The organism is Streptomyces sp. TG1A-60, assembly GCF_037201975.1.
Classification (GTDB): Bacteria; Actinomycetota; Actinomycetes; order Streptomycetales; family Streptomycetaceae; genus Streptomyces.
On sequence record NZ_CP147520.1, the window covers coordinates 2,636,656 to 2,656,980 of the forward strand.

Consider the following 20,325-nt stretch of genomic DNA (forward strand, 5'->3'; position numbering starts at 1 on the left):
ACCGCGGCTGGGGCGCGGTTCGGCGGGGCGTGGAGGGAGCAGGGCGCCACGCCGGCCGTGGCGGTCGTGACACCACCACAGGGCGGGGTGCGGGTCGGAGGCCCAGCCCTTCGCCCGCCTGGGGCGGGCGCGGTGGGAGGGAGCCGGCCGGGCGGTCGTGCGGGGCCCTGCGACTCGACCACCGGCCGCCGTCACGGGAGGGAGTCCGCCGGGGTAGGCGCGTGCGGTGGTCAGGCCGTGCCTTTACGGGAAGCGGATTTCTTGGCGGGGGACTTCTTGGCGATGGATTTCGTTGTCCCGGACTTTGCCGCAGCTGTTTTCCTGGCTGCCGATTTCTTCGCGGCCGTCTGCTTCGCCGTCGACTTCTTCGGGGAGGCGGCGGCCTTCTCGCTCGTGGCGGTGGACTTCTTGCCCGAAGGCTGTTTGGGCGTGGAGCGAGGCGGGAGCGAGGTGACGTCGGCGACGTCTTCGCCGCGCGACTCCTTCGCTTCGCGGACGCTCTTCTCGAGGGCCGCCATGAGGTCCAGCACCTTGCCGCCCGGGGCCGGGGCGGGGGCGCTGGGCGGCTCTTCGCCGGAGGCCTTCGCGGCGATCAGTTCCTCGACCGCCTCGCGGTAGTCGTCGTGGAGGGAGTCGAGGTCGACCTCGCCGAGGGTGTCCATGAGGGCGTCGGCGAGGTCGAGTTCCTTGTCGCGGACGGTGACGCCCGCGTCGGGGGCGACCCCCTCCGTCGTACGGATCTCGTCGGGCCAGAGCAGCCCGTGCATGGCGAGTACGTCGTCGACGACCCGGAGCATGCCCAGCCGTTCCCGCCCACGGAGCGCGAACTTGCAGATGGCGACCTTCCCGCTGCGCTTGAGCGCCTCACGCAGGAGGGTGTACGGCTTGGCGGCGGGGACGCCGTTCGCCGCGAGGTAGTACGCGGCGTCCACCTGGAGCGGGTCGACGCTCTCGGCCGGTACGAAGCCCACGATTTCGATGGTCTTGGCGGTCGGGATGGGCAGCGACGCGAGATCCTCGTCGGTGATCGGGATCATCGTGCCGTCCGCGTCCTCGTACGCCTTGCCGATCTCCCCCTGCGTCACCTCGCGGTCCTCCAGCTCGCAGACCTTGCGGTAACGGATGCGACCGCCGTCCTCCAGGTGGACCTGGCGGAAGGAGACGGAGTGGCTCTCGGTCGCGTTCACCAGCTTGATCGGGATGCTGACCAGGCCGAACGAGATGGCGCCGTTCCAGATGGATCGCACGAGCAGCACGCACCTTTCGGGTCACCGCCGGGTTGTCCACACCGTAACTCCGCCGGATCAGGCGTGCCCGTCGGCCGCCGCACGCCCCGTACGACAGACACCGCCGGGCCGGACCGGTCAGGATTGGAGAAGCGCGGGTGGGTGGGCGCCGCCCGGCGTGAAGGCCATGGACGCGCCGGCCGACCGGTCAGCCCGGCCCGTCGTCGATGTCGCGGCCGGAGACCTGCGGTGCCGAGACCGGCGGTGCCAAGACCGGCGGTACCGAGACCGGCGGTACCGAGTTCGGCCGGGAGCCGGCGAAGCAGCCATACGGTGCGCGTGACCTCGACGACCACGACCCGGCGGGCAACCTGATCCGCGTCCACGAGGTCTCAAACCCCGGGGGCACACCCCCATCCGTACCTCCGGTCAGGTGGACACGCGACCTTCGCCACGGCCGCACGGAAGAAGCACAACCGCACGTACCGTTCCCAGCGGATCGGATCCAGTCAGGCGACGCCGGCGGGGACAGCGGACGCGGCCCCCGCCCGACAGATGGAGGAACGATGACCAAGGCCACGAGGACGCGGACGCAGGCGCGATCGCAGGCGCCGTCGCAGTCACCCGGGCCGCACGCCGCCGACAGTCATGACCTGATCCGTGTGCACGGGGCGCGGGAGAACAATCTCAAGGACGTCAGCATCGAGATCCCGAAACGCCGGCTGACGGTGTTCACCGGGGTCTCCGGCTCGGGCAAGAGCTCGCTGGTCTTCGACACGATCGCCGCGGAGTCGCAGCGGCTGATCAACGAGACGTACAGCGCCTTCCTGCAGGGCTTCATGCCGAACCTGGCGCGGCCCGAGGTCGACGTGCTCGACGGGCTGACCACCGCGATCACCGTCGACCAGCAGCGGATGGGTTCCGACCCGCGCTCCACCGTCGGCACCGCCACCGACGCCAACGCGATGCTGCGCATCCTCTTCAGCCGGCTCGGCCAGCCGCACATCGGCCCGCCCGGCGCGTACTCCTTCAACGTCGCCTCGGTCTCGGCGAGCGGCGGTCTCACGGTCGACCGGGGTGCCGACAAGACCAAGACCGAGAAGGTGACCTTCAGCCGCACCGGCGGCATGTGCACGCACTGCGAGGGCCGGGGCACGGTCTCCGACATCGACCTCACCCAGCTGTTCGACGACTCCAGGTCGCTCTCCGAGGACCCGTTCACCATCCCCACCTACACCGGGGACGGCTGGGTGGTGCGGGTCATCGCCGAGTCGGGCTTCTTCGACAAGGAGAAGCCGATCCGCGAGTACACCAAGAAGGAGCGGCACGACTTCCTCTACCGCGAGCCGACCAAGGTGAAGATCAACGGTGTCAACCTCACGTACGAGGGGCTGATCCCGAAGCTCCAGAAGAGCTTCCTCTCCAAGGACCGCGAGTCGATGCAGCCGCACATCCGGGCCTTCGTGGACCGGGCGGTGACCTTCACCGAGTGTCCCGAGTGCGACGGCACCCGTCTCAGCGAGCCGGCCCGCTCCTCGCGGATCGGCAAGGTCAGCATCGCCGACGCCTGCGCGATGGAGATCCGTGACCTGGCCGGATGGGTCCGCGGAATCGAGGAACCGTCGGTGGCGCCGCTGCTGGCCAAGCTCCGGCACACCCTCGACTCGTTCGTGGAGATCGGCCTCGGTTATCTCTCGCTCGACCGGGCCTCGGGCACGCTCTCCGGTGGCGAGGCGCAGCGCACCAAGATGATCCGCCACCTCGGCTCCTCGCTCACCGACGTCACGTACGTCTTCGACGAGCCGACCATCGGTCTGCACCCCCATGACATCGCGCGGATGAACAACCTGCTGCTGCGGCTGCGCGACAAGGGCAACACCGTGCTCGTCGTGGAGCACAAGCCGGAGACGATCGCCATCGCCGACCACGTCGTGGACCTCGGACCCGGCGCCGGCACGGCGGGCGGCACCGTCTGCTTCGAGGGCACCTTGGAGGGCCTGCGGGCGAGTGGCACCGTCACCGGCCGCCACCTCGACGACCGGGCCGCCGTGAAGGGGACGGTCCGCAAGCCCACCGGCACGCTGGAGATCCGCCGCGCCACGGCGAACAACCTCCAGGACGTCGACGTCGACATCCCGCTCGGCGTGCTCACCGTCGTCACCGGTGTCGCCGGCTCCGGCAAGAGCTCGCTGGTGCACGGCTCGATCCCCACGGACGAGGGTGTGGTGTCGGTCGACCAGACCCCGATCCGCGGCTCCCGGCGCAGCAACCCGGCGACGTACACCGGACTGGCCGACCCGATCCGCAAGGCCTTCGCCAAGGCCAACGGCGTGAAGCCGGCGCTGTTCAGCGCCAACTCCGAGGGCGCCTGCCCCACCTGCAACGGCGCCGGCGTCATCTACACCGACCTGGCCATCATGCAGAGCGTCGCCGCCCCCTGCGAGGAGTGCGAGGGGAAGCGGTTCGAGGCGTCGGTGCTGGAGTACCGCTTCGGTGGCCGCGACATCAGCGAGGTGCTCGCGATGCCGGTGACGGAGGCCGAGGAGTTCTTCGGCACCGGTGAGGCCCGCACCCCGGCGGCGCACAAGATCCTGGAGCGGATGGCAGACGTCGGACTCGGTTACCTCACGCTCGGCCAGCCGCTGACCACGCTGTCCGGCGGCGAGCGGCAACGGCTCAAGCTGGCCACCCGCATGGGCGACAAGGGCGGTGTCTACGTACTGGACGAACCGACCACCGGCCTCCATCTCGCCGACGTCGAGCAACTGCTCGGCCTGCTCGACCGGCTCGTCGACTCCGGCAAGTCGGTCATCGTGATCGAGCACCACCAGGCCGTCATGGCCCACGCCGACTGGATCATCGACCTCGGGCCCGGCGCCGGCCACGACGGCGGTCGCGTCGTCTTCGAGGGCACCCCGGCCGCCCTCGTCGCGGCCCGCTCGACGCTCACGGGGGAGCACTTGGCGGCGTATGTCGGAGCCTGAGCCGCCCGTCCCTGCTCCGGTGCCACTTCAAGCATCATGGACCGTTTGACCGTTTAGCACCCGTTCGTGGGATTCTCCTCCCATGACGCCGATCACCGAGGTGGAGGGCCGCAGGGTCGCTCTGTCCAACCTGGAGAAGGTCCTCCACCCGGCGACGGGGTTCACCAAGGGTGAGCTGTTGCACTACTACGCCACGACGGCCGAGGCCCTGCTTCCGCATCTGCGGGGCCGCCCGGTCTCCTTCCTCCGCTACCCCGACGGGCCGGGCGGGCAGGTCTTCTTCACGAAGAACGTGCCGCCGGGCACGCCGGAGTGGGTGACGACCGCCGAGGTGCGGCGGATGGAGGGGCCCGCGCGGATGGTGCTGGTGCAGGACCTGGCGAGTCTGATGTGGGCCTCGAACCTGGTCGTCGAGTTCCACACCCCGCAGTGGACGGTCCGCACCCCCGACGAGGCCGACCGGCTGGTCTTCGACCTGGACCCGGGGGCGCCCGCGACCGTCGTCGAGTGCTGCGAGGTCGCCTGCTGGCTGCGGAAGCGGCTCGCGGCGGACGGGATCGAGGCCTACGCGAAGACGTCCGGGTCGAAGGGACTGCATCTGCTGGCGTCGGTGCGGGGGTCGTCTTCCGAGCGGGTGACCGAGTACGCCAAGGAGCTCGCCGTGGAGGCCGAGAAGGCGATGCCCCGCCGGGTCGTCCACCGTATGACCCGCAGTCTGCGCCTGGGCAAGGTCTTCGTCGACTGGAGCCAGAACGCCGCCCGCAAGACCACGGCCACGCCCTACACCCTGCGTGCCCGGCCCGAGCCCACCGTGTCCGCGCCGGTGACCTGGACCGAGGTCGAGGAGTGCGCCTCCCCCGGCCGGCTGGTGTTCCGGGCCCCGGACATCGCCCCCCGCCTCCAGGACCACGGCGACCTCCTGACCCCCCTCCTCGACCCGGGCGCCGCCCGTCCGCTGCCCTGACACCCTCCGGGCACCGGGCGCCCGCCCCTACACCGGGCTCCACGTACGCCGGTCCCGGGCCATCGCGTGCAACGCCTCCACGTCCGCCGGCTTGAGCGTCCCGCCCGTGCGGGCCAGTTCGGCGAGGTCGGAGTCGCGCAGGACGCGGGCCTCCCCGAGGGGCGTGGTGACGGCGAGGCCGGAGGGCTCGGCGAGGGCGAGGAGGGGGTGGACCTCGGCGGTGAGGGCGTAGGACGCCCGGTCGGCGTCGGCGCGGAGCCCGCGCAGCAGCGGGCGGGGGGCCTGGCGACCGACGGCGACCATGGGGTCGGTGACGACGACGCGCTGCCCGCGGGTGTGGAGGGACCGGACGCAGAACAGTCCCCCGGGGCCGATGACCAGGTGGTGGATGCGGTCCCCGCCGGGCAGCGGCACGGAGTGCAGTGTGTGCCAGCCGGCCCCCTCCAGCCGGTCCAGCGCGGCCCCGACCGTCTGCTCGGCGGCCAGGGCGCGGCGGCGTGGATCGGGGCGCAGCCGGCGCGGTGGTCCGGGGTCGCGGTCGAGGGCGATCAGCAGGGCCTCGCCGGGGCGGTTGGGGGCCAGGTCGTCGTCCGGGTGGAGGCTCAGCCTGGCCAGTTCGGCGGGGGTCGGCACCGGTGGCGGGCCCACCGTGACCGGGCCGGTGACGAAGGGGCCGAGGACGGCGAGCACGTCTTCTCTGCGCTCCTCGCTGAGGAGGTTCACCCGGCCCGCCTCACGGTCGTACCAGGCGATGTTCCTCCCGTCGGTCCGGCACACGTACAGGCGTTCGTGTCCGTGCCGCCAGGTCGGTATGACGCGCAGTCCGCTCATGCACCATCACCCCACACCATGGGAACAGGCAGGGTGCTCCATCGGCAACACCATGGGAACAGACAGGGTGCTCCATCGGCGAGAACCCGGCTACCTTTGAGGGGACGACCCGTCGTCAGGGCCTGCGGCCTAGGGGAGGCGCCGTTGCGGACGCGCAGGAAGCAACCCGATGTTCCGGCTCCGGACGAACCGTGGAGCGAGATCGTGCCGGGCCTGTGGATGGGCGGGCACGAGTTCGCGGGGCGGTCCGGTACCGGAGGCGCCGCACTCGCGGTCGTAGGAGATGAGTTCGATCTGGTGCTGACGCTGCTGCGCCTGCCGGGGTACGGGCCGGACGACGGCGTCGAGCACCATGTGTGGCCGATCCCGGACGGACCACTGGACGGTACGCAGCTGGCGGGGGTGATGCGGCTGGCGCAGGCGGCGTGCGACGCGCTGGAGGACGGCAGGCGGGTCCTCGTCCGCTGCTACAGCGGGTACAACCGGTCCGGTCTGGTCGTGGCGCACGCGCTGATCCGCGACGGGCACTCCGCCGAGGAGGCGATCCGGTTGATCCGCGCGCGCCGTTCGCCGTGGGCGCTGCACAACGAGCTGTTCGTGGAGTACCTGCGCACGGGGCTGCCGACGGTCAGGTTCCTGGAGGAGCTGGAGGAGCTGACCGAGTAGCCCGCCGGGCGGCGCGGGACGGGCGGCCGTGACAGGTGGGCGGCACCGCTCGGTGTCAGCGGCTGCACACCATCTCCCGGGTGGCCCTGCGGGGCCCGCGCCCCTTACGGGGCGCCTCCAATGGCCCATCGCAGAAGGCGGCCCGCCCTCCTTCCTCCTAGCGTGGCGAACAGTCAGCTTCGCCCCCATTCCTGGAGGAGCATCAATGTCCCTGCGTATTCTGTTCATGCGGTTCGGCATAGCCGCTGCCGGCGGCGCTCTCATGGCGCTGGCCGCCACCACTCCCGCCGCCGCAGGCGACGACCGGGAGGACCACGGAAGGCACGAGCGCCTCGTCAAGGGTGAGGTCACCGCCCGTTCCGGGCTCATCCTGCGCAGCGCCCCGAACCGCGGCGGCGCGGTGATCCGGGTCGCCCCCTACGGCGAGACCGTCGAGATCTTCTGCCAGACCCAGGGCCAGAGCGTCGACGGCAACCGGCTCTGGTACCTGCTCACCGACGGCACCTGGGCCTGGGGTTCGGCCCGGTACATCGACACCTGGAAGACGCCACGCTGGTGCTGAGCTGAACGACAAGAAGCGCGAAGCATCCTCTTTGGGTAGGTTCCGGACATGACCGCCAAGTCCGGAACGACCCTGGCGACGGGTCCCTCGGATCCGTCCCCGCCCGCCGTACGCCTACTCCGGCGCCGAGGCGTCGAGTTCACCCTCACCGTCGTGGCCGTCCTGCTCTCCGTGTACGGCTACTGCGCTGTCGGTCTGGCGAAGAACGGCAACGTCCCGCCCGGCGCCGCCGACTACGGCGCCGGGCTCGGCGTGCTCGCGCTGCTGGCGCATCTGGTGGTGCGGCTGCGGGCGCCGTACGCCGATCCGCTGCTGCTGCCGATCGCGGTGCTCCTCAACGGCCTGGGCCTGGTGCTGATCCACCGGCTCGACCTGGAGACCCCGGCCGACCGGGCGGCGCCCGCGCAGCTGAACTGGTCGGCGCTCGGGGTGGTGCTGTTCATCACGGTCATGGCGCTGCTGCGCGACCACCGGGTGCTCCAGCGCTACGCGTACGTCTCGGTGGTGGCCGCGCTGGCGCTGCTGGCGCTGCCGGTCCTCTTCCCACCGGTCAACGGCGCCCGGATCTGGGTGCGGATCGCCGGATTCTCCCTCCAGCCGGGCGAGTTCGCGAAGGTGCTGCTCGCGCTGTTCTTCGCCAGCTATCTCGCGGCGAACCGCAACGCACTGGCGTACGCCGGGCGCCGGATCTGGCGGTTCAAGCGCCTCCAACTGCCCACCGGGCGCGTCCTCGGCCCGGTCGTCACCATCTGGCTGCTGAGCGTCGGCGTCCTGGTCCTGGAACGGGACCTGGGGACCTCGCTGCTGTACTTCGGCCTGTTCGTGATCATGCTGTACGTCGCCACGGGCCGGACCGGCTGGATCGCGGTGGGCCTGCTGCTGGCGTGCGTGGGCGCGGTGGCCGTCGGCTCGCTGGAACCACATGTGCACAGCCGGGTCGAGGACTGGCTGCACCCGTTCGCGTCGATCGAGGCGGGCCGGGGACCCAACCAACTCGCCCAGTCCCTCTTCGCGTTCGCCGCCGGCGGCCTGCTCGGCACCGGCCTCGGTCTCGGCCACTCCGTCCTGATCGGGTTCGCCGTCAAGTCGGACTTCATCCTGGCCACGGCGGGCGAGGAGCTGGGCCTCGCCGGCCTCTCCGCTATCTTCCTGCTCTACGCCCTGCTGGTGGAGCGCGGCTACCGCGCCGGCCTCGCCCTGCGCGACCCCTTCGGCCGCCTCCTGGCCACCGGCCTCGCCTCGATCGTCGCCCTCCAGGTCTTCGTCATCGCGGGCGGCGTCACCGGTCTCATCCCCCTCACCGGCATGGCCATGCCGTTCCTCGCCCAGGGCGGCTCCTCCGTCGTCACCAACTGGATCATCGTGGCGCTGCTGATGCGGCTGAGCGACTCCGCCAGGAGACAGGACGACCGGCGTGAGGGCCCGGAGGGCAGCGGCGCATGACGAAGTACATCCGCCGCGCCGCCGCCCTCTGCGCCCTGCTCCTGCTCGCCCTCCTCGTCAACGCCACCCGCGTCCAGGTCTTCCAGTCCCGCGCGTACGACGACAATCCCGCCAACCGCCGCCCCTCGATCGCCCGTTGGGGCCAGCCGCGCGGCGACATCGTGGTCGAGGGACGCCCGGTCACCGGCTCCAAGGACACCGGGGAGCAGCTCCGCTACGAACGGACGTACCGGGAGGGCCCGTTGTACGCGCCGGTCACGGGGTTCGCCTCGCAGGTGTACGGGACGACGTTCCTGGAGCACGCGGAGGACTCCGTGCTCGACGGCAGCGATCCGCTGCTGTCCTTCCTCCCCCTGTGGAACGACATCACCCGCGACCAGAACGCCGGCGGCGAGGTCGTCACCACACTCCGGGCGGCGGCGCAGCGCGCGGCCTACCGGGGACTCGGCGCCCGCCGGGGCGCGGTCGCCGCGCTCGAACCGGCCACCGGACGCGTCCTGGCGCTGGTGTCCCGGCCGTCGTACGACCCCGGAGCGCTCTCCGGCAACGGCCCCAAGGCGGCCGAGGCGTGGGCGCGGCTGAACGGGGACGCGGGCAAGCCGCTGCTCAACCGGGCGGTGCGGCAGACGTATCCGCCGGGTTCGACGTTCAAGGTGGTGACGGCCGCGGCGGCCCTGGACGCCGGGGTGGTCACGGACCTCGACGCCCCGACCCGCTCCCCCGACCCGTACACCCTGCCGGGCACCTCCACCTCGCTCGCCAACGAGGCCGAGGGCTGCGAGAACGCCTCCCTGCGCTATGCCTTCGAGTGGTCCTGCAACACGGTCTTCGCCAAGCTGGGCGTGGACGTCGGCCTCGACGCCATGACGGACACGGCCCGCGCCTTCGGCTTCGACAACTCGGGGCTGCGGATCCCGTTCTCCGTGGCCCCGAGCAGTTTCGACACCGAGATGGACCGGGCGCAGCTCGCCCTCTCCTCCATCGGCCAGTTCGACACCCGGGCCACGCCCCTGCAGATGGCGCTCGTCACGGCGGCCGTCGCCAACGGGGGCTCGGTCCGGTCGCCGTACCTCGTCGAGCGCACCACCACGGCGAGCGGGCGCACGGTCTCCGCCTCCGGCACGCGCACCCTCCGCCAGGCCATGCACCCGGCCACGGCGATGCGCCTGCGCGCACTCATGCGCGGCGTCGTCGAGGAGGGCACCGGCGCCAACGCCGCCATCCGCCACGCCACCGTCGGCGGCAAGACCGGCACCGCCCAGCACGGCATCGGCAACTCCGGCACCCCCTACGCCTGGTTCATCGGCTGGGCCCAGTCCGACGACGCGGTCGAACCCCAGGTGGCCGTCGCCGTGGTCGTCGAGGACGCGGAGGCGGTACGGGGGGAGATCAGCGGGGGTGGCGACGCGGCACCGATCGCGAGGGAGGTGATGGAGGCGGTACTGAGAACCGCCGACTAGTGGCGCGAGGAGGCCGAACCGGCACGTGCCCGGTACACCGTGACCACCGGCGGGGAGAACCGGTGGGCCCCCGAGCCCGCCCGCTCTATCGTCCGGTCATGACTTCCGCCGCGTACGAACTCGCCCAGGTCAACATCGCCCGCCTCAAGGCTCCGCTGGACTCCCCGCGGTTGAAGGACTTCGTCGACGCCCTGGACCCCGTGAACGCGGTGGCCGACGTCTCGGACGGCTTCGTCTGGCGCCTCCAGAGCGACTCCGGCAACGCCACGGACGTTCCCGTCCTCGGTGACGCGTGGCTGATCGTCAACATGTCGGTGTGGCGCGACACCGGCGCGCTGACGGCCTTCATGTACCAGGGGCGGCACCGGGAGCTGATGTCCCGCAGGCGGGAGTGGTTCGAGCGTCTGTCCGAGGCGGTCACGGCCCTGTGGTGGGTACCCGCCGGCCACCGTCCCACCGTGGCGGAGGCGGAGGAACGCCTGCTCCACCTCCGGGCGCACGGCCCCACGGAGTACGCGTTCACCCTGCGGCGGCTGTTCCCCCCGGCGGGCGCGGCCGGGCTCGTGGCGACGGAAGGCGCCCACGACGTGGACGGGTCGTCAACAAGTGGCGCGGAAGGGATTGACGCGCTTACTGACAGGTAGTCTCATAAGCGGTGACCGCTGGTAACCCGCTGAGTCCCCGTACGAGGAGTGCGACAGCCATGACGACGGTGCCCTCGGTGAACCCCGTGACCTCGCTGAACCCGGTGTCCGAGGCGGAGGTGCTGCGCGACGCGCTCGGGGTCCTCAAGGACCGCGAACAGGTGGCCGAGCGACTGCTCGTGTCCTCCGCGAAGCACTCCTACGACCCGGACAAGGAGCTGGACTGGGACGCGCCGTTCGAGGACGGGAAGTGGTTCTGGCCGCCGGAGCTGGTGTCGCTGTACGGGACGCCGATGTGGCGGCGGATGTCCGAGGCGCAGCGGATCACCCTGTCCCGGCACGAGGCGGCGGCACTGGCCTCCCTCGGCATCTGGTTCGAGATCATCCTCATGCAACTGCTCGTACGCCACATCTACGACAGGGCCGCGACCAGCGCGCACGTCCGCTACGCGCTGACCGAGATCGAGGACGAGTGCCGGCACTCGAAGATGTTCGCCCGGCTGATCGGCAAGGGCGGCACTCCGTACTACCCGGTGAGCCGGCTGCACCAGAACCTGGGCCGCCTGTTCAAGACGATCTCGACGACCCCCGGCTCCTTCACGGCGACCCTCCTCGGCGAGGAGATCCTCGACTGGATGCAGCGCCTGACCTTCCCCGACGAGCGCGTGCAGCCGCTCCTGAGGGGCGTGACCCGCATCCATGTCGTGGAGGAGGCCCGGCACGTCCGCTACGCCCGTGAGGAGCTGCGCCGCCAGATGGTGACCGCCCCGCGCTGGTCCCGGAGCTTCACCCGCGTCACCTCGGGGGAGTTCGCCCGCGTCTTCTCGGTCGCCTTCATCAACCCGGACGTCTACGCGAACACCGGCCTCGACCGGCGCGAGGCACTCGCGCAGGTGCGGGCCAGCGCCCACCGCCGCGACATCATGCAGACCGGCGCGAGGCGGCTGACGGACTTCCTGGACGACATCGGCGTGCTCCAGGGCGTCGGACGCCGTATGTGGCGCTCGTCGGGCCTGCTGGCCTGACCTTCGTCCCGCCCCCACCGGCCCCGACTACGCTGCGGGTATGACGTCCGAGGTCCCCACCCGCGCGTACCGTCGGCTCAGTGTGGAAGAGCGGCGCAGCCAGCTGCTGGACGCCGCGCTGGAGCTGTTCGCGCACCACGCGCCGGAGGATGTCTCCCTCGACGACGTCGCGGAGGCGGCCGGGGTCTCCCGCCCCCTCGTCTACCGCTACTTCCCCGGCGGCAAGCAGCAGCTCTACGAGGCGGCCCTGCGCTCGGCCGCCGAGGAGCTTCAGCAGTGCTTCGACGAACCGGCCGAGGGCCCCCTCACCAGCCGTCTGGCCCGCGCCCTCGACCGTTACCTGGCCTTCGTCGACCAGCACGACACCGGCTTCAGCGCCCTCCTCCAGGGCGGCAGCGTCGTGGAGACCTCCCGGGCGACGGCCATCGTGGACGGGGTCCGGCGGGCGGCAGCCGAGCACATCCTCCGGCACCTGGACATGGCCGATCCCGGCCTGCGGCTGCGTATGACCGTCCGCGTGTGGATCACCTCGGTGGAGGCCGCCTCCCTCATCTGGCTCGACGAGGGCAAGCGGCCGGACGTCGACGAACTCCGCGACTGGCTCGTCGAACAGTTCGTCGCCTGCCTCACCGCCACCGCCGCCCGCGACCCCCAGACCGCCGCCGTCGTCCGACACGCCCTCACCGTCGAGACCGCCGACGGCACCGTCGGCGCCCTGGCCCGCCGCGTCCTGCCCGTGGTCGGCGACGCCGCCCACCTGCTGTGACACTGGTCCGGTGAAGAGCCAAGACACCCCCTTCGTGGGCGGCCCCCTCGACGGGCGCGTCCTGCCCGTGCCGCTCGGCATCACCGGGCACCCCCCGAAGACGTACCGCGTTCCCGTGCCCGACGCGGCCGGCGGCCCCGCGACCGTCCTCGTCTACCGCCGGGTCGACGCCGGCCGGGGCGGCTTCCTGCACCAGCTGTGGAAGTACGAGTACGCCCCCGAGGCGGACCCCGGCCGCCGCCCGAAGTGGCCCTGGTCCAAGCCGAACCCCCCGGCCGGCCCGCGGACCCCGGACACCCCGGCCTGGCGAACCGCCACGCCACCCGCGCAGCCGCATCCCACCGACGAGTGACCCCCGGACGACGAACGGTCCACCCGGCGCGCGCCCGCCCCCCGCTCCCCCATCCTGCCGGTGCGAGGTGGACGGCCCATCCCCGCACCGGAGGTGATGACGTGTCAGGACGGCTTCTGCGCCTGGTCGGTACGGCGACGGTCACGGCGTTCACCGCCGGCGCCCTCCTCGCCACGGCCCCGGCTTGCGCGACGGCCGCGCCGGAGCCCCCCGCGGCGAACGACCGCACGGCCGCGGACGCCGACGCGACGACGGACACCGAGACCGGGACGGCCCCGGCGAAGGCCCCCGGCGACCGCTCGGTCGCCGGTCTCCTCACCGACCTCCAGCGGCTCCACCGCGCGGCCGAGAAGGCCGCCGAGGCCCTTGACGCCACCGAGGAGGAGCTGGCGAAACAGCGGGCGGAGGTGACGAGGCTCGACCGGCGGCTGGCGGCGGCCCGCCTCTCCCTGCACGACAGCCGGGGCGCGGCCGGCCGGCTGGCCCGGCAGCAGTACCAGAACAGCAGCACGGCGCTCTCCCCGTACGTACGCCTCCTCCTCGCCCGCGATCCGCACCGGGCACTGGAGCAGAGCCATGTGATCGAGCAGGTCGCGCGGGAACGGGCGGGCACGGTCGAGCGGATGGTCGGCAGCGAGCAGGACTCCGACGCGCTCGCCCGCAAGGCTCGCGCGGCTCTCGACCGGCAGCTCACCCTCACCGAGCGGCGCGAGAGAGAACACGACGCCGTACGCGACCGCCTCGACGCGATCGAGAAGCTCCTCGCCTCCCTCACCGCCGAACAGCTCGCGGACATCAGGAAATGGGAGAAGAACGCCAAGTCCCACCCCTCGGAGCTCCCGAGCCGCTAGGGCGTGTGGAACCGCGCGAGCAGCCCTCGATCCTCGGGGCCCGGGACTCCCAGAAGTTCAGTTCGAGGTCGCGCTCGTGGCGCAGCGCCGAGTCGGACATGCGCTGCGTGGACATGATGCGGTCGGCGCGTATCCCGTCCGGGGCCCTGTGGGACATCAGGGTGGCCTCGTACCCGTGCGACTGAATGTCCGAGGGCCGGCTGCAGCCCGGACTGGCCGGCTCCGACGACGAGTATCTTCCACATCCGGACAGGTCTCGGGCCCGTCCGTGTCGTCCCGCTGGGAGGGACTACTCGGGGGTGACGGATATCGCGTACGCGCACAGCGCCAGCAGGGTCTCCATCGCGGAGACCCGCTTGCGCGCGTCCATGGTCATGACGGGTACGTGTGCGGGTACGGACAAGGCGTCCCGTACGTCCTCGGGGTCGAACCGCGCACTGCGGTCGAACTCGTTGACCGCGACGACGTACGGCAGTCCGCAGCTCTCGAAGTAGTCGAGAGCGGGGAAGCAGTCGCCGAGGCGGCGGGTGTCGGCGAGGACGACCGCGCCGATCGCGCCGCGCACCATGTCGTCCCACATGAACCAGAACCGCTCCTGGCCGGGCGTACCGAACAGGTACAGGACGAGGTCGTCGTCGAGGGTGATGCGGCCGTAGTCCATGGCCACGGTGGTGGTGAGCTTGTCCGGTGTCGCGGAGAGGTCGTCCGTGGCGGCGCCGGCCTCGGTCATCAGCGCCTCGGTCCTGAGCGGGGTGATCTCGGAGACCGCGCCGACGAAGGTGGTCTTGCCGACGCCGAAGCCGCCCGCCACCACGATCTTCGTGGCGATGGGGGCCCGGCTGAGGTCGGACTGCCAGGGTTTCAGCTCCTCCTCGAACACCGGCTCCGGCGGGTCGGCGACCACGTCGGCGCGGGCGGCGGCGACGTCGACACGAGGAGCGTCCGCGTCGACCGCGACGCGGGGGGCGTCGTCGTCGACGCCCGGGGTGACGCCGGGCGAGGCGGCGGGGGTGACGCCAGGCGAGGCGGCGTCAGAGACGGCGGAGTCCACTCAGCACCCTTTCCAGCAGAGCGCGGTCCGGCTGTCCCGGTCCGTGACCTGTTCCGTACACACGGATCTTTCCCTGATCCGCGAGATCACTGAGGAGGACGCGGACCACACCGAGCGGCATCCTCAGCAGCGCGGCGATCTCCGCCACCGTCCGCATACGACGGCAGAGTTCGACGATGGCCCGCGTCTCGGGCATCACCTTGGTGTTGAGTGACCCTCCGCCGCGGCCGAACGCGTGGGCGGTACCCCCAGCCGGCTGAGGCCGCTCCGCCGGGGCTTCGAGCACGGCGACGAACGTCTCCACGAGCAGGACGTGGCCGAAGCGGGTGCGACCTCCGGTGAGCGAGTAGGGCCGTACGCGGGCGGGTTTGCGGTCGCCGCCGCGCACCGGGAGCCGCTTCGCGCTCTTCGGCGCGGTGGGCTTCTTCACCGGGCCGGGGGGCTTGGGCGCGCGCACCCTGGCCTTCTTCGCGCCGCTCATCGATGGCTCCCGGCCGACTCGGGCTCCTTCTCCGACTCCAGGGACCTGCGCAGTTCGCCGCGGAGTTCCGGGGTGAGGACATGGCCGGCACGGCCGACGAAGAGCGCCATGTGGTACGCCACCACGCTCATGTCGCAGTCCGGGGCGCCGTGCACGCCGAGCAGCGAGCCGTCGCTGATCGACATCACGAAGAGGCTGCCCTCTTCCATCGCGACCATCGTCTGTTTGACCCCGCCGAACTCCATCAGCTTGGCGGCGCCGACGGTGAGGCTGCCGATGCCGGAGACGATGGTGGCCAGGTCGGCGGCGGAGCCCCGGGGGCCCTGCAACCGGTCGTCCTGGGCCTGGCGGGCCTCGGCGTTTCTGCCGGGGTCGGAGGAGAGCAGCAGCAGGCCGTCGGAGGAGACCACCGCGACCGACAGCAGCCCCGGCACCTCCTCGACGAGGTTGGTCAGCAGCCAGTGCAGGTTGCGTGCTTCACTGCTCAGTCCGAAGGTAATGGGCGCGGTCAACTGCTTTCCTCCTCGGAAGTGCCCCCCGTGGTGTCAACTGCCTCTGTTCGGTTCTCATGTGGCACGGGCATCCGGGTCTGGCCCGACTGCTCGGTGATCTCCGCCTGGACGTCGCGGCGCCCCTCCTCGGCTCCCTGGTGGAACCCTCCGAGGCGCCGGCGGAGTTCGTCGGCGTTCACGCCCCCGACCCGGGGCTTGGGAGCCGTGGGCACGGACGCGGTGATCCTGGGTGTGCGCTTGGGCAGGCCCTTGTCGGTGAGGCGCGGAGTCTCCTCGGCCGGGCGCGCCGCGTGCCCTTCGTCGGCGGCGCGCTCGTGGGTGTCGGGCCCGATGCCGTACGGGTCGGCGGTGTCCGTGCCGCCGGCGGCCGGGTCGGCGGCGGCCTTCTCCGGGGCCACCGGAGCGAAGAGCTCCATCGTCGTCTCGGACACGGACTCGGCCCGGCCCCCGGGTCCGTCGTCCTCCGGTACGACGGACCCCGTGGCCTCCGCCTCGTCGGCGGCGGCCGTCCCCACGGCCTCCCTCGCCGACAGTGCCCGCTCGGCCGCCTCGATGAGCGGGTCGCCGTCACCCTCCGGCTCGCGTACGGCGACGGAACGGCCGGGCAGGACGCCCGAGTCGGCCTCGGCGTCGGCCTCCGGCAGCGTGAGCGTGGGCGTGACCGGGGCCGGGGTCCCCGCCGGCACGGAGGACGCGGGGGCCAGCAGTGCCTTGGGCAGGACGACGGCGGCGGCGGTGCCGCCCGGACCGTTCTCCTGGAGCCGTACGGGGGTGCCGAGCCGGTGGGCGAGACGGGCCACGACGTACAGACCGAGGCCGAGCCCCTCGCCGTCCTCCTGGTCGTAGAGGGCCTCGGGGTCGAAGTCGGTGAGGCGGGAGTTGAGCTTCGCGAGCCGGTCGGGGGCGACGCCGATGCCGCCGTCCTGGACGGAGAGGGTGATCTCGCCGTTCTCCGTCAGTCGGCCGGAGACCTCGACGGACATCTCCGGCGGTGAGAACGTCGTGCCGTTCTCCAGGAGTTCGGCGAGGAGGTGGCTGAGGTCGTCGGCGGCGAACCCGGCGATACGCGCGTGCGGCGGCAGGGCGGCGATGCGGACGCGTTCGTAGCGCTCGATCTCGCTGACCGCGGCTCGGACGACGTCGACGAGCGGGACGGATCCGGCGTGGTGCTGGATGTGCTCGTGACCGGCCAGGACGAGGAGGTTCTCGCTGTGGCGACGCATGACGGTCGCGAAGTGGTCGAGCTTGAAGAGCGTGGCGAGCCGGTCGGGGTCCTGCTCGCGCTCCTCCAGGGTCTCGATGACGGCGAGCTGGCGCTCGACGAGGCCGAGGGTGCGCAGCGCGAGGTTCACGAAGGTGGCGTGGACGCTGCGCTGGACCTTCGCCAAGGAGGCGGTGGCCTCGGCGAGTTCGGCGCGCAGCCGGTCGCGGTCGTCGGCCATGGTCTGGCGCTGGCCGATGAGGTGCTTGCGGTCGCCCTCCAGGGGCGCGAGCCGCTCGTGCAGGGCGAGGGCGTGCGCGTGGAGCGCGTTGACGGAGCGTACGACCTGGGCGAACTCGTCGTTGCGGCCGGTGAACTTGACCGGTTCCTCGGTGGCCGGGTCGCCCGCGACGCGGGCGGAGCCGATGCGCAGGACGGCGAGCGGGCGGGTGAGGGAGCGGGCCATGCCGGTGGCGACGCCGACGGCGAGGAGCATCAGGGCGCCGAGGACGGCGATCCGGATCTCCAGCGCGGTGACGTCCTCGTCGCGGAGCTGGGCGAGGTCCTTGGTGCGTCGGTCGTAGAGGGAGGACTCGGCACCGCGCATCAGGTCCACGCGGGCGGAGAGCGCCGCGCCGACCTTCTCGGCGCTGGTGCCCGCCTCACCGTCGGAGAGTGTGGGCTGGTCGGTGAGGCCCGTCAGGTACTTGTCGGCGGTGTCGGCCTCGGGGCCGGTGACCGTGGCGTCGTACGCGGAGCGGGTCGCGGCGGGCGCGGTCTCGCGGAAGTGGGCGAGGGCGGCGTCGGAGCGGACGCGGGCCTGCTGGGCGGCGGCGCTGAGGGCGTCGCGCCGCTTCCTGTCGGCGTCCGAGGCACCGGTCGTGGTGATGGGCAGCCCGGTGACGGGGTCGATGACCGTCTGGGTCGTCGTCGGGACGCTGAGCGCGGCGACGAGCAGACCACGGGCGGCGGCGGCCTGTTGGACGGCGGTGTCGAGCTCGGCGAGGGCGTACGCGCCGCCGCCCGCGCGGGGCGGCAACCGCTCGGCCAGCTCCTCGGCGAGGGCGTGGAGTTCGGTGACGACGGCGGTGTAGGCCGTGTGCGCTTCGAGAGCGGTGCTCTTCCCGGAGAGCGCCGCTTCCCGTACGCCGGCGATGGACTCGACGTCCTCGCGCAGCGCGGCGGAGGTGTCGGTGTCCGCGCTCAGCTCCTCGGCCTGGAGGTCGACACGGTCACTGCGCTGCCTGCTGGGCGCGGCCGAACCCGGCCGCCCGGCGGCGATGTACGCGGTGACCTCGTCCCGCTCGTCGGACAGCGCGTGCGCGAGGGTGAGCGTCTCCTGGGTCCGCCCGGCGAGCGTGACCAGGCCCTGGGTGTCGTGCAGCTGCTCCGAGGCGGCGAGGATCGAAGGTGCCCCCGCGCCCGCTATGGCGGCGGCCACGACGGCCACGGCGACGATGAGCCGGTTGCGTACGTGTGCCTTCCGTCCGGTGCCGACGGTGGGGGCCTGCGCCTGTGCCGCCCCCTGCCGGTGCGGGGAGGCCGCGGGGGCCTTCGCAGCTGCCTGCTTGCCTGTGCGCCGAGGCCGCGTCTTCTGCACCGGTGCTCGCATTCCTGACTCGTGTACCCATGGGCCCGGGTGACGTTCCGTCAACTCGACTGTGTCGTCAAGGGCGTCCCCCCGGTACGGCTCCCGACCCTCCCAGTGCCGGTGGGCGGTGGTCCCGCATCATCAGTCCCGCCACCCGAAGGAGTGAACATCGCCGGGGAGTTGGCGGGCAAGTTCCTCCGGCTCGTGCCGGTGCCCCGCACCGCGGTCCGGCTGGACGTCGGCGACGCGCTTTGACAGTATTCGCCGCCGCGCTTCACCACTCACGATCATTCCATGCCAAACCCGGCGCCCGGCCCGGAGGGTCCGGTTCGCACGGCAACCGTCGCCGGCCTTTCGCGGATCTCGCGGAGGGCTCGTGCAGACTGGCCGAATGCGCACTGAACTCGTCTCGGAGCCCGGCGACCCCACCCGCCCCAACGAGGACTTCGCGTCGGTCGCCCTGCCCGCGGAGGGGCAGGGCGGCACCCTGGTCCTGATCGACGGCGTGACCCCGCCGCCCGGCGAATACGGGTGCCGACATTCGGTCGCGTGGTTCACGTCCCGCCTCGGCGGCGCTTTGATCGAACTGTCCGCTTCCCGCCGAGACTTCCCCTTGACCGAAGCGCTCTCCCGGGCGATTTCTCGTACCGCGCAGGCCCACGCCCAAACCTGTGACCTTTCTCACCCGAGGACTCCCCAGGCCACCGTGGTTCTGGCGCGGTGGTCGCCCCTGGCCGTGGAGTACCTGGTGCTGTCGGACTCGGCCCTGCTGTTCGAGGGGCCGGCGGGCACGGTGACGGCGGTCCTGGACGACCGCCTGTCCCGGCTGCCGCGGTCCTCGCTGGCGACAGCCGCCGTCGCCGACGCGACCGTCCGGAACAAGGAGGGCGGCTTCTGGACAGCGGCGGCGGATCCGGAGGTCGCGGCGCGGGCGGTGACGGGGTCCGTCCCCCGCGAAGGGGTCCGCTCACTGCTCGCGTTGACGGACGGGACGAGCCGGTGGGTCGAGAAGTTCCGGGAGGGCGGCTGGGAGGACTGCGTCGCACTCGTACGGAAGGTGGGGGTGCGGGGGCTGGTGGAGCGGGTGCGCGAGCTCGAAGCGGCGGACGCCGCCCGGGAGTTCCTGGGGCGGAGCAAGACGCACGACGACGCGAGCGCGGCGTACGTGGAGTTCTGAGCCGTCTCAGAGCCTGTCGGGCTCTCAGCCGTCCACCCCTCGGTTCAGCCGGTGCAGCAGCCGCGCCAGTTGCGCCACCTCGCCCCGGTCCCAGCCCGCCAACTGCCGTACGTACGCGACCCGGCGCGCGTCCCGGACCGCGCGGAAGCGGGCCCGGCCCTCCTGTGTGAGGTGGACGAGCCAGGCGCGGCCGTCGGCGGGGTCGGGTTCGCGGGCGATGAGACCGAGGTGTTCGAGGGCGCGGAGCTGACGGGACATGGTGGCCTTGCCGACGCCGATGTAGGCGGCGAGTTCGGTGGCGCGGAGGCGGCCGGCCTCGTCGAGTCGGGCGAGCAGGCCGTAGGCGGCGGACTCCAGGTCGGGGTGGACGGCGCGGGCCATCTCCCCGGACTTGGCGCGGGCCCGCCGCAGCAGGACCGTCAGCTCCCGTTCCAGGGCGAGGAAGGCCTGGTCCGTACCACCGATCGGCATGCCGGCCCCGGCACCGCCCTCGTCGCCGTTTCCGCCCTCGTCGTGCACGTCAGCGCTCCTGATGTCG

General features: G+C 72.1%; 20 protein-coding genes and 1 pseudogene. 13 read left to right on the forward strand and 8 right to left on the reverse strand.

The features are described 5' to 3' along the window. Positions 1 to 230: 230 nt before the first annotated feature. Entirely contained in the window at positions 231 to 1,256 is a 1,026-nt protein-coding gene (locus tag WBG99_RS10705; RefSeq protein WP_338896109.1) for a Ku protein, read from the reverse strand. Between the two features lie 536 nt (positions 1,257 to 1,792). Between WBG99_RS10705 and WBG99_RS10710 the strand changes: the two genes are divergently transcribed. Together WBG99_RS10710 and ligD are read left to right on the forward strand one after the other, a co-directional pair. Beyond that, entirely contained in the window at positions 1,793 to 4,210 is a 2,418-nt protein-coding gene (locus tag WBG99_RS10710; RefSeq protein WP_338896110.1) for an excinuclease ABC subunit UvrA, read from the forward strand. Between the two features lie 82 nt (positions 4,211 to 4,292). Next, positions 4,293 to 5,174, forward strand: coding sequence for a non-homologous end-joining DNA ligase (gene ligD / locus WBG99_RS10715; protein ID WP_338896111.1), 882 nt, complete (start codon positions 4,293 to 4,295; stop codon positions 5,172 to 5,174). A gap of 27 nt (positions 5,175 to 5,201) precedes the next feature. Here the strand turns inward: ligD and WBG99_RS10720 are convergent, their stop codons facing one another. Next, a complete protein-coding gene (locus tag WBG99_RS10720; RefSeq protein ID WP_338896112.1) occupies positions 5,202 to 6,005 on the reverse strand; it encodes a nuclease-related domain-containing protein in 804 nt (267 codons plus the stop codon). 144 nt (positions 6,006 to 6,149) lie between these two features. Between WBG99_RS10720 and WBG99_RS10725 the strand changes: the two genes are divergently transcribed. The 9 genes from WBG99_RS10725 (at position 6,150) to WBG99_RS10765 (ending at position 13,774) form a co-directional block, all read left to right on the forward strand. After that, on the forward strand, positions 6,150 to 6,671 hold the full coding sequence (locus WBG99_RS10725) for a dual specificity protein phosphatase family protein (RefSeq protein WP_338896113.1): 522 nt from the start codon (positions 6,150 to 6,152) through the stop codon (positions 6,669 to 6,671). A gap of 205 nt (positions 6,672 to 6,876) precedes the next feature. Further along, on the forward strand, positions 6,877 to 7,233 hold the full coding sequence (locus WBG99_RS10730) for an SH3 domain-containing protein (RefSeq protein WP_338896114.1): 357 nt from the start codon (positions 6,877 to 6,879) through the stop codon (positions 7,231 to 7,233). Between the two features lie 48 nt (positions 7,234 to 7,281). Beyond that, positions 7,282 to 8,676 (forward strand): FtsW/RodA/SpoVE family cell cycle protein, encoded by a 1,395-nt coding sequence (locus WBG99_RS10735; RefSeq protein WP_338896115.1) that lies wholly within the window; start codon positions 7,282 to 7,284, stop codon positions 8,674 to 8,676. Continuing rightward, entirely contained in the window at positions 8,673 to 10,136 is a 1,464-nt protein-coding gene (locus tag WBG99_RS10740) for a penicillin-binding transpeptidase domain-containing protein (protein ID WP_338896116.1), read from the forward strand. Before WBG99_RS10735 ends, WBG99_RS10740 begins: the two co-directional genes overlap by 4 nt. Before the next feature lie 98 nt (positions 10,137 to 10,234). After that, positions 10,235 to 10,780 carry a DUF3291 domain-containing protein gene (locus WBG99_RS10745; protein WP_338896117.1) on the forward strand — a complete coding sequence of 182 codons (546 nt, stop codon included), beginning with the start codon at positions 10,235 to 10,237 and terminating at the stop codon, positions 10,778 to 10,780. Between the two features lie 59 nt (positions 10,781 to 10,839). Then, positions 10,840 to 11,805, forward strand: coding sequence for a diiron oxygenase (locus WBG99_RS10750; protein ID WP_338896118.1), 966 nt, complete (start codon positions 10,840 to 10,842; stop codon positions 11,803 to 11,805). 40 nt (positions 11,806 to 11,845) lie between these two features. Beyond that, entirely contained in the window at positions 11,846 to 12,571 is a 726-nt protein-coding gene (locus WBG99_RS10755) for a helix-turn-helix domain-containing protein (protein WP_338896119.1), read from the forward strand. Between the two features lie 10 nt (positions 12,572 to 12,581). After that, on the forward strand, positions 12,582 to 12,923 hold the full coding sequence (locus WBG99_RS10760; protein ID WP_338896120.1) for a hypothetical protein: 342 nt from the start codon (positions 12,582 to 12,584) through the stop codon (positions 12,921 to 12,923). 101 nt (positions 12,924 to 13,024) lie between these two features. Further along, positions 13,025 to 13,774, forward strand: a complete 750-nt coding sequence (locus tag WBG99_RS10765) for a hypothetical protein (protein WP_338896121.1) — start codon at positions 13,025 to 13,027, stop codon at positions 13,772 to 13,774. 22 nt (positions 13,775 to 13,796) lie between these two features. Here the strand turns inward: WBG99_RS10765 and WBG99_RS10770 are convergent. The 5 genes and pseudogenes from WBG99_RS10770 to WBG99_RS10790 form a co-directional block, all read right to left on the reverse strand. After that, a pseudogene (locus WBG99_RS10770) lies at positions 13,797 to 14,019 on the reverse strand (FAD-binding oxidoreductase); the annotation flags it as partial. 44 nt (positions 14,020 to 14,063) lie between these two features. Then, positions 14,064 to 14,678 carry an ATP/GTP-binding protein gene (locus WBG99_RS10775; RefSeq protein WP_338900286.1) on the reverse strand — a complete coding sequence of 205 codons (615 nt, stop codon included), beginning with the start codon at positions 14,676 to 14,678 and terminating at the stop codon, positions 14,064 to 14,066. Between the two features lie 127 nt (positions 14,679 to 14,805). Continuing rightward, complete coding sequence (locus WBG99_RS10780; RefSeq protein ID WP_338896122.1) at positions 14,806 to 15,306, reverse strand: DUF742 domain-containing protein; 501 nt, start codon at positions 15,304 to 15,306, stop codon at positions 14,806 to 14,808. After that, complete coding sequence (locus WBG99_RS10785) at positions 15,303 to 15,818, reverse strand: roadblock/LC7 domain-containing protein (protein ID WP_338896123.1); 516 nt, start codon at positions 15,816 to 15,818, stop codon at positions 15,303 to 15,305. The genes WBG99_RS10780 and WBG99_RS10785 overlap by 4 nt, the downstream gene beginning before the upstream one ends. After that, the gene (locus WBG99_RS10790; protein WP_338896124.1) at positions 15,815 to 18,619 is read right to left on the reverse strand and encodes a nitrate- and nitrite sensing domain-containing protein; all 2,805 of its coding nucleotides are present in this window, start codon (positions 18,617 to 18,619) and stop codon (positions 15,815 to 15,817) included. Before WBG99_RS10790 ends, WBG99_RS10785 begins: the two co-directional genes overlap by 4 nt. Positions 18,620 to 18,658: 39 nt before the next feature. Here WBG99_RS10790 and WBG99_RS10795 point away from each other — a divergent pair, with 39 nt between their 5' ends. Together WBG99_RS10795 and WBG99_RS10800 are read left to right on the forward strand one after the other, a co-directional pair. Beyond that, the gene (locus WBG99_RS10795; protein WP_338896125.1) at positions 18,659 to 18,865 is read left to right on the forward strand and encodes a hypothetical protein; all 207 of its coding nucleotides are present in this window, start codon (positions 18,659 to 18,661) and stop codon (positions 18,863 to 18,865) included. A gap of 136 nt (positions 18,866 to 19,001) precedes the next feature. Next, positions 19,002 to 19,787 (forward strand): protein phosphatase 2C domain-containing protein, encoded by a 786-nt coding sequence (locus tag WBG99_RS10800; protein ID WP_338896126.1) that lies wholly within the window; start codon positions 19,002 to 19,004, stop codon positions 19,785 to 19,787. A 24-nt stretch (positions 19,788 to 19,811) separates the two neighbouring features. Here the strand turns inward: WBG99_RS10800 and WBG99_RS10805 are convergent, their stop codons facing one another. Next, positions 19,812 to 20,306 carry a MarR family transcriptional regulator gene (locus tag WBG99_RS10805; protein WP_338900287.1) on the reverse strand — a complete coding sequence of 165 codons (495 nt, stop codon included), beginning with the start codon at positions 20,304 to 20,306 and terminating at the stop codon, positions 19,812 to 19,814. Positions 20,307 to 20,325: the final 19 nt, after the last annotated feature.